This window comes from Burkholderia sp. Ac-20353 (genome assembly GCF_017104785.1).
GTDB lineage: Bacteria > Pseudomonadota > Gammaproteobacteria > Burkholderiales > Burkholderiaceae > Burkholderia.
The window spans coordinates 57,902-70,600 of record NZ_JAAGPL010000010.1 but is presented as its reverse complement, the minus strand read 5'-3'; the positions used below and the strand labels follow the sequence as shown (position 1 = coordinate 70,600).

At 52.4% G+C, this 12,699-nt stretch carries 8 protein-coding genes; 1 reads left to right on the top strand and 7 read right to left on the bottom strand.

Translation table 11 applies throughout. From position 1 onward, the window contains the following. Positions 1-144 precede the first annotated feature (144 nt). The 4 genes from G3N94_RS04715 to G3N94_RS04700 form a co-directional block, all read right to left on the bottom strand. Positions 145-366 (bottom strand): SymE family type I addiction module toxin, encoded by a 222-nt coding sequence (locus tag G3N94_RS04715; protein WP_205790933.1) that lies wholly within the window; start codon positions 364-366, stop codon positions 145-147. Between the two features lie 874 nt (positions 367-1,240). Beyond that, on the bottom strand, positions 1,241-2,473 hold the full coding sequence (locus G3N94_RS04710; protein WP_205790932.1) for a response regulator: 1,233 nt from the start codon (positions 2,471-2,473) through the stop codon (positions 1,241-1,243). Continuing rightward, positions 2,470-2,931, bottom strand: a complete 462-nt coding sequence (locus G3N94_RS04705; RefSeq protein ID WP_205790931.1) for a hypothetical protein — start codon at positions 2,929-2,931, stop codon at positions 2,470-2,472. Before G3N94_RS04705 ends, G3N94_RS04710 begins: the two co-directional genes overlap by 4 nt. Continuing rightward, the gene (locus G3N94_RS04700; RefSeq protein WP_205790930.1) at positions 2,921-6,004 is read right to left on the bottom strand and encodes a hypothetical protein; all 3,084 of its coding nucleotides are present in this window, start codon (positions 6,002-6,004) and stop codon (positions 2,921-2,923) included. The genes G3N94_RS04705 and G3N94_RS04700 overlap by 11 nt, the downstream gene beginning before the upstream one ends. A 1,375-nt stretch (positions 6,005-7,379) precedes the next feature. On the opposite strand from G3N94_RS04700, the gene G3N94_RS04695 reads away from it, so the two are divergent. Then, positions 7,380-7,883, top strand: coding sequence for an MltR family transcriptional regulator (locus G3N94_RS04695; protein ID WP_205790929.1), 504 nt, complete (start codon positions 7,380-7,382; stop codon positions 7,881-7,883). Between the two features lie 193 nt (positions 7,884-8,076). Here G3N94_RS04695 and G3N94_RS04690 read toward each other — a convergent pair whose 3' ends face one another. From G3N94_RS04690 to G3N94_RS04680, 3 genes are all read right to left on the bottom strand, one after another. Then, positions 8,077-8,994 (bottom strand): hypothetical protein, encoded by a 918-nt coding sequence (locus G3N94_RS04690; protein WP_205790928.1) that lies wholly within the window; start codon positions 8,992-8,994, stop codon positions 8,077-8,079. Position 8,995: 1 nt separating this feature from the next. Beyond that, positions 8,996-11,041 carry an AAA family ATPase gene (locus G3N94_RS43145; protein ID WP_205790927.1) on the bottom strand — a complete coding sequence of 682 codons (2,046 nt, stop codon included), beginning with the start codon at positions 11,039-11,041 and terminating at the stop codon, positions 8,996-8,998. Positions 11,042-11,460: 419 nt separating this feature from the next. Next, complete coding sequence (locus G3N94_RS04680) at positions 11,461-12,573, bottom strand: GTPase (RefSeq protein ID WP_205790926.1); 1,113 nt, start codon at positions 12,571-12,573, stop codon at positions 11,461-11,463. Positions 12,574-12,699: the final 126 nt, after the last annotated feature.

Genomic DNA, 12,699 nt, shown 5'->3' with positions numbered 1-12,699 from the left:
CACGCTCTGTGGATTCCTCCGACGTCGCGGCAATCACCGAGACGACTGTCACGCCTGACACCACTGGCGGTGTGGCAAGTCCCTCGAAGTGACGGATGTCAGCCACCGTCGCCAAGGGCCGCGAACTTCGCGGCCCCACGGCGCTTACATCGCCGTGATAATTAGCCTGCCCGGCTCGACCGTTATCCGTGCCTTTCGGCCCGGGATGAAACCCGCGTCGTTAATGATCCACATCCCGCCGATCCTGAACCACGGGTAAAAGCGCTCCGGCCTGCGTCCCATGCTCTTCGGAAAGCCCCAGGATTCCTGAATCGTCACGTAGCGTTCCGTTATCGGTGGGCGTGACTTATGATCTGCCTTAGCCATTGGCAACTCCTGTTCAGTTGGCTTTGGTTAGCGGGTCGTAGGTGTTGGCGCATCTGCGGCCCGCGCTCGTTTACGTCGGTATATCGGTGGTTTGCAGTCCTCCTCATTAATCTGGTCGATTCATTCGGTGCCGCAACAGACAATCATCGCGCGCGACGTATCCGTCATGTGCGCATCATGGATTCACGATCACCATCGGCTACACATGACTCATTAGACCAGCATTGATTGCTCGTCGTTTGCTGGGTAGGTGAACGTTAGCCGAAGGTTATAGGGAGAATGATCTCATCGATGCATGGTTGCCACGGCGAACGGTCACGACGAAGCTCAACGCGATGCACGCGTGACTCGTCCTCGCCCTTCCCTAATCATTCGAATCGTGACGATTCGAAACGATTCGCCATCGGAGCATCGCGTCGATGCTTGATGCACTATCCGTCATGTGCCGCTTAGATTTCAATGTGACCGTTACCACTTGTCAGCCATTGCCGTCATTTGAGTATCGGTCGCGGTAATGCGGCTACGCGCAGCTTTTCAGTCGTTCGCACCACGCCAGTCGAAAATGACCGGTGACACTTTCCGTCGTCGTGCACTCACCACCTCTCGCTCACTAGATAGCCGGCCCTGAAGTACGTCGGTCGTCATGTTGGATGCGACACATTCGCGAGTCGGACGTTTGTGTCATCGGTCTTCCCAGTTGGATCGACGGAACTTGAGCGCCGCGCTCAAAGTTTGGTACGCCCTCTCGCATCCACGGTACCGCAAAATTAGAAAAACCCGGCATGCGACCGGGCAACTGGTTATAGATGCGTTAGCGATATTTATGTAATGACACGATGACGTCAATACTTAATCAGTTATACACAACACAACTTCACTTACTAAACACAGAGGCCGATCTGAACAACTGATCAGCAAATTGAGCGCTTGTATAGGCGGCGTACTTCTGCCAATCGTCGCTTTTCGACGAGTCAGCAAAGTCGCATACGGATTTTATTACCAACCCCAGAGGTTTTTGCCCGTTTGACGTGCGGGATGAGTAGTCAATCGCTGCCATCACTGCATACGCTTCCATCTCAATGGCCAGAACCTCGCGGTTTTGGAGTGCGACCAATCGACCGTGCTCGTCGTCAGCCAAAACTGCTGCCCCCGAAGCCATCGGTCCGATCCTCACTTCAAGCGTTCCTTGTGGCACTGAGCCATTCCACCCACTACGAATGACTCGCACAACGTTCGCGTCTTTTGACAGATCTTGGCAAACCTGACTAATTTCTGGATCTAGCGACTTCTGATGCGGCGCAGCAAGAAAAACGAGGGAACCGTCAGCCTGCTGCGCGCGCTTGCCACTGCCATAGTCCCAAGTCGGGTCGGCGACAATTACATCACCCAAATTAGTTTTTCCGCGAATTCCCGCACATATTCCAAGCATTACAAGAAAACGCGGCTGAAAAAGACTAACCATCTTGCTCGCCAATGCGGCGGACGATGGCATTCCCTTGCGTTGAGCATGCGCGGCAACCACGCTTAGCTCACTCGCGCCCGAGCGTTGGATAGAACCGAACTGATAAGTCGAAGGGTCACCAGCGAAACGCTGGGATTTCCATTCATATGGCAGATCCAGAACCGCATCGAGCTCAGGTGACCGCAGCGCTGTCAAGATCGCTATATCGACCTGCTTCATCACACCCGAGCGCGCCCGTTTGTGTTCGAGATACTTCACTCTTCCCACCAACATCGACTTCCATGAGCTCGCTTGATCACGGAACTGCCATAGCACCGCCCCGCGTTCGGCCGCCTTCTGCCGAGCATCGGCGACCAGTTCTTCTCTTGAAGTGATAAAGACTACGTCCGGTGGAAGTTGCGCTTCTTCGTCGAGAAGCAACATGTCGAATAGTTTCAATCCGCCCTCTTGCGTGGGAGCCACACCCAGCCCATCAGGCAAATTGAGATCGATAATGAGCATATCGAAAAGACTATCCTGGATGCAACGTCGAGCGGCCGTCGCAGTGCTGCGATGCTCAACGTGAATTACCAAACCGGCGTCGCGCAACGCCGTAGTGATCACCTGGGCTTTTTCCAACTCATCATCAACAATAAGAATGTTCATTTTTTTAGGTCTATAGCTTTCTTAATTGACTCTCTCAACGAAACGCGCCAACCTTCCTGTCGTGAGGAATAGTAAACCAAATCACAGAATGGCGGCGAATAGTTATCGCGAAGTCTTTCAGTTAACTTGTTCAACGGGACTTTATTGGGCTTCTCACCGAATTCATCGAACATCGTCACGACGATCGTTGGAATTTCAATCATCCGAAGCCTCATCTGAGCTAAAAGATCCTCACCTGCATAGTTTTCCGGAACCCCTCCAGTGGGCTCCAGAGGCGACACATCGAAGCTCGGCATGCTCATATCTAGAATGATGAGATCCGTCGAATCAGCCTCAAATATAATTTTCCGGAGACCGCTACCATGTGATCTAGCGATCGAGATCTCGACTTTCGGAATCTCATTCTCGATAAAAGCAACGAGATCCTTCATTTTGTCCTCATCGTCTTCAACGAGCAAGATTCTCATAATCGGCTCTCTCAAGTGAGAAAGAAAATTCGACAAAAAATACTTTGTCACGAAGTCCAAAACTAAGCTGCGGAGAGCGATAGGTCGGCGCGCTTATCGTTGACCATATTTTATGCAATCCGCTCTGCCCCTCGGCTTGCGCTCGGCGACCGGACTCTTTCCCTCCAATTGATTGTTGACTCTGAGCAATGCGCTCGAAGTCCTCACTTGCAAAAGCATCAATATTAACGGGGTTCGTCACCCTGAAGAGATATTTATCCTTCTCAAAAGAAAGATCGACGTCCAAGCTTAATCTATGCACCGGCAGCTTCGAGCGTTTTATTGCGTTCTCCAAAAGCCCATAGAATACATACACCATTCCGTCCAACGTCCTACCAGTCATAACTTTGTCATTGGTGTTAGCTTTGATCTTCACCGTCGACCACGATGACGCCGCTGAAATGGTATTCCTTATCATGTTCAAAGCGATCTGAACAGGAAATTCCATCGCATAGTCTTGTCGATCGAACACCTCGCTCCGCTTGAACCAAGATGAAACGATCGTAATCTTCATTTGCATCGCCGTCTTTGCTTGCGCAATGGCGTTAAACAACCCTTTCGTAACACTAGCATCAAACTTCACGAGAGCCTTTGAAAGCGCTTCAAATGAACCCATTAACCGATCGCGAACGCTCGTCTCGATCGCCTGTCGGACTACCGCCAAATTCTCATCCGTCTTTTCCCAGAGCGTGTCAACGCAGGTGTCTACGAGCTGATCGAGTTCCGAATTCTGCCTATCAAACTCTTGCACGAACTTGCTCTCAAGCTTTGACGTTCGGTAAACAAAAAGTGCATCAAGATTGTCTGACGAGGAAGAGAATTCGTGAATCACGCGAATTCGAAGAAGTCGATCCTTGAGGAAATCCAAAACGCCATCAAACTCCAAAGAGAAGGCTTCCAGGGCACTTGAAAGTTCTTCAGCCTCAACAGAAGAGCAGTCTGAAAGCCAATACGTATTCTTCACATAAAGTGGCTGATTCTCCTCTCGCGGGGTGATAAGCTTTAGATCCTCTACGGGGTTGCGCAACGTGTTGCTGAGAGATCCATGCCTGACGCGCGTACTTAGGTACGCATTTAGCCCGTGGTCCCCGAGTAAAAACTCATTTGTGACCTCTGCGAAGAGCGCAGCGAACTGGGCATCGGTCTCAGTAGAGATCGGCCCCCCTAAAACCTGCAACGTCGAGAACAATTTCGCTAGAGACTTGTCACCGGTCTGGCTCAATGACTGAGCTAGGGCCTGAGTCAAGGTGTTCAGAAGGTCATCGGGCTGGTTTGGAGTAGAGCTCGAGATAAGCTTGTATCTAGCATAAGAATCACCAAGTTTTGTACGCAGACTTTTCTTTATTGCGTCGATGTCAACGTAGACCTTACTCTGCTCAACGAGCGTAGTGCCTTTGGCTATCTCCTGCTGCTTTACACGCTCCTTGATTTCATCAAGGTATTTCGGAGCAAGATCGGAGTCCAAGTTTGCGATGGCGCGGCAAACCTGTATCCGCGCGTCATCAATTTCGCGCGTACCTGAGTACAGAAGGGTTTGGCGCATCACCTCCGGCCGCCAAACCCGCTCGAGATATGCGGTCACAGTGGGCTTACCGAAATCCTCCAAGCGCGCGATTAGGTCCTCAGGGGTATGTATCTTATGTGCGCGCTGGAACTTCTCGAATGCGACGCGAAGGTTTGGCAAGCGATCTCGCTCTACAAAATCTAAATAGAGTTCGAGGAGCAGGGGAAACTCGATTATGTTAGGCCATATCTTTGGACTGTCCATTGCATGGACAACCTCGGGAATCGGCAACGTCGAAGGCGTATGCGGGTGCTCCAAGAAAGCGTCCACAATTACCTTTGTCGCAACACCGTATCTCTTTATCTTCAAGGCAGCGAGGGCAAGGCCGCCAGCGCAACGGAGCTTGTCCGTCGCAGCGACACGCTTAAGAAGATCACTGTATAGAGAAAATGCTTCTTCGTTGCATCCAGAGGACAGGTAGTGCTGCGCAAGATACTTCTCCACCCGAGTGGATCCTGACTCGTTCGAGCATTTTCCTTCAGCAACAGCGAGAAAGATATTTAGCGTCGCTGGATAGGTCCTGACCATCGCGGCAGATGAGAGCACCAGATTCGCCTCGATTTTCGGAATAGTTATGGCGCTGAACGGGCTCAGATGTTTGTCACGTATGTAGATGTCTCTAAGCCATAGCGATGGAAAGTCGTAACCCTGCGGCTGAAGTTCGTTCATGACGACTAGTCGAACGTAGTCCATCCATGCCTGACCATAGAAGCGATCGCTCATGGTCATAACCCAGTGAGCAGAGATGTATGCGTCCGGCCCTGCGCAGAAAATTCGATAAAGGTTCGCGTTAAGTTCATGCACGATACCGACGTTAGCCGCAGGAGGTAGGCCAATATGCGCATGTGCTTTGGCGCTAATCACGAGTACACCGATATCGTCCGGGCAGTCAGACAGGTATCGCTGTGCACTTGCGATGCACTCACCGTATTTTTCGTTGCTGTATGCTTCGATGACTTGCGCTCGCTCCGAATTCAGCAAATCATCTATCGACAATGGAACTCCAAATGCTCGCAAAACCCCGTGCAAACGGCAGTCGCCCACCCGCTCGAACAGGACAGTCACCGGCTTGCGCATTAAATCGATGAAGGAACGTGAAAGATTTTGCATCGAAGCCAATGACTGAAGGATATGTATGAGTATCTCGTACAGATCGACTCCGCTAATCCGCTCATCGAGGCCAAGCGAGATGCTCATGCTGTCGAGCGCTACATCGGCGTTCCAGAAAATCTTGTTCGTCAGATAAGCATGGATCTCCTGCAGAGGCTCGTCCTTTAGCATATCGGCCAACTGCTTCCGAAGGCGCCCCTTGACGTCTGTTGCCTCAATACGACGCTTAAAAAAATAAAGAAATATGGGAAGAAGAGGTTCATCCTTCACCTGTTCTTCGTAATTTTTAGCAAGGGCGAGAAGTTCCTCCTGCCCCCCCCAGAAGTGTCCAGCACTTAGCTTCGATTGCATTAGCCAGATCGATTGACCGAAATCACGTTCGATGCTGTCGATAACTCGTGTACTTTCTTCTTTGCAGTTCGTGAGTATGCCAAGTTCGAACCGGTGGCGGAGCGCGCAGTATTCTCTAAGCTTTGCTGACTCTTGGAGGCAACGACAGATTGCCCAAATGATATCTCTGTCGATACTGTGGCAAGCGAGAGGCTCGATAGCACGGAGAGGATCGCGAAGAACCGTCGGGTAGAAGTCGCCGTAGCACGTGCTTAGCATCCTCCCGTCTCCGAAAAGACGCGGAAAGAGCTTGAAAAGTTGCTGCGCAGTCAGGAGATCACGGATTCTTCGAACAGCGATCTGTGGAGTTTCGAGACGGAGCAGGCGATCGCACCGTATTTTTAGCCCTTCCAACAAGCGCTGTTCGGTCGTCGAGTTATAAGAAGAACGCGGTCCTTTAGTTTTCAAATTATTCCTCTAGCGCGGGCTTACGGCGTTTAAACTTCTGAAATGGCTCAATTTTCGTCAGTTCATTTTAATGGCGTGACATTTTGGCTCAATCGGTTTTTCCGTTTCTAAATTTCGAAAAGAGTTGGGAACGCCAGTGGCAGAATGCGAACTCCGAACGCGACCCAAAGTCGTGCGCGAGTGTTTATGTCCGGCCACCAGCATCTCGCTGCCGCTGACGTTCAAAGCATAGAGGACGGTGCACCCCGCCACTTGGCAGATTCGCTCCGAGCAACATAACGGACGTGCAGCAGATCCGTCACGCCCCCCTGCAAGTCTTGTGCCACAAATGATGACTTCTCCACGATACTTACACAGTAACTCCAGCAGGCCACAACCACTTCGCTACAGGAAGCAGTCGTGCCCGGTAGACTTTAACGAAAGTCCACATCGGCCGACAAGCATTCGACCAAAAATTGATGACGGGAGATCGCCTTCGCAACGAAGCGGTAGGCTGAATCAAGTTGTCTCAGCGATTCCAAACGTCGCGTACTGGCCGCTCCCCGCGGGATGTGACGGACGACTGTCGACCTCGAAGCAGCATTGGGCCTTGCACAACCGCGACAACAGTCGACCGTGATTGGCCTCTTATCTTGCGGCTCGATCGTCCAACGGAATAGCTGCGGCAAAACAAAAAGTCGATCCTCTGATGGCTTTGGTTTGCCACGAAAAAATGTCATGATTCATTGTGGCGTCAATGCCCGGAACAGACGGACCAGGGGCAAAATGAAAGCATCGGAAGCACAGACTGGTTCGGAAGTCGACTTCTAAGATTGTCGTGAGGGAACTGCAGCCCTCCAATGAACGGGCCATGTCTGGCGAATGAATCTAACCCTCCGTTCGAGCCGACCGGAGCCAGCGGTGGCTGAACTCTAACTTGGTATCAGAAATGGACGAGCGCGATATCAAATACGTGTCTGCATTTCTTAAGGAACTTCAGGAGGAGTCTGATCGCGGCGCTGCGCTTGTCGGAGCGGCCCTCTTGGACGCTCGCCTCGAGCGATTGCTTTTAGCGCACATGCTTCCGGGTAAAGTTACGACGGACCTTATCAACGGCAGAAACGCCCCACTCGGCACGTTCTCAGCACGGATCAACGCTTGCTACGCCCTCGGCTTGATTACCATCTCGGAACGTCACGACCTGAACTTGGTTCGCGCAGTCCGAAACGAGTTCGCACACCGCGAGCACGGGATCACATTTTCCGATGAAAAGATAGCTGGGCTTTGTACCTCATTGAACTCTCGCCGACCTCCAAATATCGTTGAAGATATGGGCGGTTATCCGCCGCGACAGAGGTTTAATGATGCTGTCATTTTCACCGCAATGCAGCTTTGGCACCGGCCAGAGCATGCGGAGCCGTTCAAAGCAGAAGAGCGCCAATGGCCTTACTAAGCTCCAACACTTTGTACTTCGGCGAATCGCTGGGAGCGTTACCCTAAAAGGGCTATCGGAGCTCCAATTGCGGCCAGTTGCGGTTACTCAACCCCACTCTACAAATCGTAGACAATGTGGCCTTGGACAATGCGCGTTAGGAGACACATCCATGGATGTGTCATCAGACCTTTAGACATCGTGCTTGCTCGCCTCAGAACGTGGGAAACCCACGTTCTGCGCGCCAGCGGTTGAGTTCCTCTTCAAAATCTCTAATATAGGCGGCGGCCATGCCGGCATAGGGCTGCTCTGGATGAGCATGAGCCGTCAGCACCTCTACCTCCTTCATGATGTCATCAAGATCCACCTGTGAACCGTCCCATTGATTTAATCGATTAATAATGTGGGTTCGTAGCGTCCTCATGGGCCGAAGTGTGGGGATGCGATCCAACACGAGCTCTGCTCGATTAAGCCCACACGTTTTGATTGTATATTCCCCGTAAAGACTTGGTCGATTTATTTCCACTTCCTTTGGCTCTATCAGCGTTAATTCTGTCGAGAAATCCCATCTCAACTCGTTACCCGGATCGCGTCGACATGGATCAATGAGAAGCGGGTCTTCAGCCTCCAGCGAGCAAGAGTCGCTGACTGCACGAACTCCACGAATTGCAAACTGCGTGGCCTTACCGTAGTTGCCCTTCGGAGTCCTGCTGAGAATATCCTCAACCTGAGCTCTCGTCATGCCAGGCGCTACTATATGTTGGCGTAGACTTTTATTACAGTCTCGGCACGTCGGAAGTAAATTATTCCAATTATGCGCCAACCACCAATAGCCAGGATGGTTAGCCGTCCCGTCGATGCCACCCTTTGGGCGATAGTGCTCTACCTCGCGAGCGCCGACAGCACCGATTTTGCTTTCGCAATAGGCACAGTTTCCACCGGCTAGTTGACGAAGCGCAGCCTTAACGTCCCGCGCCTTATAATGCTTGAAAGAAAATGAACTGTAAGTTGCCGTCCACGGCGTGCGGGCGCCATAGTAACTTACGGCTTCAGTCTTTTCTGCACTCACAGCTGCGTGTGGATTCGCGAGCGAAGGAGGAATTTTCACACTCGCCCGATCAAGCTTGCGCATGCTACTGCCCCCCGCGCGCTGACCGCAAAGCTCTGAATACGGCTGCCACCGCATCACTGCGGGCACTCGGCGAGAGGCTGTCGACTGGTAGTTCTCTTTCGCTCAGATATCGTAAGAGCGCATCATGGATCACCTGTGCTGCAGCGCTGTCACCGACCGTTAGCTTCGAAATTAGGGCCTTGGCCTCATATCCAATATTTTGCGTCGACTTTGCTTCAACGCTTTGGGCTAAACGTGCAATCTCGAGATGAACCTCGGGATCAATCGTGCTTGATAGTCCGAAATATTCCGAGGTCAAAATCTGTTCAGCGCTCATACCCGATATCCTAGGAAGATCCTCGAGCACTTGCACTCCGCCGTCCTCATTCCGAGTTAAAACGATTACCTCACCGTCGTCCATGCCGCGAACGCACAAGGGGTCGTGAGTGGTTGCAACGAATTGGACGGCGGGAAAGGCTTGTCGGAGTGACGACATAACTCGCATTTTCCATCTGGGATGCAGGTGAGTCTCGATCTCGTCAATCAGCACAACACCCTGCGCGGTTTCAAGGTTAGACCAGTGGTCGAATAGCGATCGACATATGTCCGCAACCATTGCGAAGACGGAGCGATATCCCTCACTCAATTGGTTGACTGGCGTCAGTTGGCCTTGCGCAAGGACGCAAATTCCGGCCTGTCGGTCATTGACAAGCTGATCGTCGTCGCCGGTTGGCAAAATGGTCCGAATAGTGCGGGCGACTTCGTCAAATTTTCGACCGGATAGTCCCTTCAGCCAGTCGGTTGGATCAGGTAGAGGCCTTCTAGGATCAAAAAGGCTACGCACTTTCTCTGCCGCTGTTGCACCTCGGCGTCCTTGCGCATTAGCGAAATAGCGGTGAGGACCATAACCGAGAACCACAGTGGACTGCTCCGCGGTACCATCCAGTGACTTTCTAACCGGATCATAGTAAAACTCTGCGCCGTTTTGCGCATCATGGAACCAAATCGTTACCTCGAGGCGTTCCTTTCCCCATAAATTCCATGTTCTCCGATCTGCACTTCGAGCAAGTTCATAGTACGGAAGCCTCAGCTTCTTGGCCTGCTTGGTTCCGAGAAGAGCTAGCGCGATTGCCGATAGGCAGGTGGATTTTCCAACCGCATTCTCGCCAAGAATAAGCAAGCACGGTGTGCCTGCCTTAGTCGACCTCACTTTCGAAAAAGGGATTTCCACGTTGTCGATTGCGCGGAAATTGACGACGCGCAAAGATCTAAGCTCCCCCCTTGCGGACAACATATCGACCGGCCACGGCGAAAGAAGAACCGACGTTGCTGGACGGCGCCTATCAGAATCTCCTTGCCGTTTCAGCTCAGCACGCCTGATCTCGTCGGATCGTCTCAACAGTTCCATGATCGCGATCATGCGGTCGCGCTCTTCGCGGTCACCGCGGTCGATCATGGCCTGAAGATACCGCCTCATTGCCGATCCATTGTTAATCGAGAGACTTTCCGACCTATACTCGCTCAGTGTTCGCAGCACCACCTCACGGCGAGCACCAAGGAAGGATCCACCCAGCAAAAAATCTTCCGGCAATGACTTGCTCTGCTCTAGCGATTCACGCCAAGTCTGCAAGGCTTCTTCAATCGATTTGCGTCGCTCGAAAAGGAGATACTCGTCGTTGAGCTGGAGAATGTCGATTGTTGCAAGAGATTTTTCAGAGTTCTTTTTGGAAACACACTCCCCTGTTACCAGATAAGAAATATGAGCAAACGGGTTATCGAACGTCGGATCGATAAGAAAAGGCTTTTCTTCGGCTCGGACCTCGTCAAAGGTTGCGAGAAAGCGGGAGCGGCGTCCGTTTACAACGGGGAAGCGATCGGCCTTCGCTTTCTGACAGCGGCGACAAAGTAGAAAGAGGTTGAGCCATTCATAGGCGAGCCACGCGTAATGACCAGCAAAGTCTTGTCCGTCAGCTTCGTATGCGATATCCAGCGGTCGGAAGTGCCCAATACCTTCAGACGTTCCGATCTGTCGCTCGCAATACGCGCAGCGACCTTTGAAGTCCGACACTACCGCATCCACCACATGGCCAGATCGGAAGACATCGTGATCGATTGGAGCTCGGCGTTGGCGGCGCTCCGCCGGCGGGCGATTAACCCATCGCAGTAAATTATCGCGGGCTTGCTCGATAACTTCGAAGTAGAGAGAACTTGGTCGGCTTCGACTAACGCGTAACACTTCCACCCCTTGAGCATTTCCCCAATCCGGGGATTCCTGAACCTAAATTCTTCCAACAAGTACACGGTTGGCGCCCGCATCCCAATGTTCAGCGCGATCTACGCCATCGGAGACGGCCCAACGGATTATCATACATATATCTCATTAGATCCAGCCGCAAAGAGGGTGACACAGTACCAAGCGAGTGACGGCGGTAACGAGTAAAACCGCTCGCGTGATCAACACCTCCATTGATGTCGGAATCGCCGCGATCAAAGCTTGACGCGTTCTTTCAGCGCAGCCGTAATCATTTCAATATCGACGTCTTCGCCCGGATGGCTCGCACAGAAGTCGTAAAGAACAGCGACGTAAGCGTTACCTAATGTTTTAGTGATCGCGCCCGCCGTCGTGGCAGCGATTGCGCCTCCCGCGGCGCTTCCTGCCCCCGGAATCAACTTCAGCAGTCCGGACACCACCGCACGACCAACCAGCGTCGCTGCCGACGTACCAAGGACTGAAGTTATCAATGTGGTCAACGTCGCGGTGCTTAGCTCCATGCCGAACGTAACGCCGATCTTTGCGATCATGCCGATTTGGATAGGAACCAGGGTAATGGCATCTGAGAATGGAATCGGCGCTGCGGCAGCTGCAGCCGCCAAGCCGGCTGCAATATTGACTTCATTCTCAGCTTGGCGCTTTTTTACTTCGAGCGCCTTTTTGTTCCGTGTCGACAGCGCGTTTGCATAGGCTCGCTTTTGCGCGTCAGGTATAAGTTGCGACGTGACCTCGATGAGGGAATCGAGCCCACTCGGCGGAAGCGTAATCTCGGCTTCTTCAATCCATTCCGGCATCGCACGGACGCAAACTACGTTCGTTGCTTTGGGAATGAGCTTCCGGACGTCATCGATAAAGGGATCGCCTTTACGCGCTTTCGTCAGCACGACGATGACGGGAATCCGATGCGATGCAAGGATGTTACAAAGATCAACCTCGGCGTCTTCGACGCGATGGCTTCCCTCGTGAATGCACAGCCATGCGACGTGGATGTGTCGCTCCTGGTCATCATCGAGTGCGCGGTCTTGAGCCAAGTTCTCGAGGGCCGCCTTGGTTTCGGCGTAGTTGGCGACCTCCAGGCCCTTTGTGTCGATGATCGTGAGCGGGTGCCCCGGCTTGGTGATTTCGACGATCTCCTGTGTCACCGGCCGGCCCGAGCCAGTCTTCGCTAGCTCACCACGAAATACCGCATTTATCAGCGTGCTCTTGCCGACGCCAGTTTTGCCGGCGATCAAGACGTTGACCTTGCCGAGCCCTCGAGCGGCAGACTTGATCGCGTCAGCCACAGCGTCGTGAAGTTGATCATCCTCGGCAAATTCGTTGCTTCTCATCTTTTTTCCTTATAGAACGCGCGTTGTTAATAGCAAAACAGTTCGCCCTTTCTGTAGATCTGGAGCGACTTCATCGCAGAAACCCGCTCTCTCAAACCCATCATTGAAATAGCGAAGGCCGTGTCG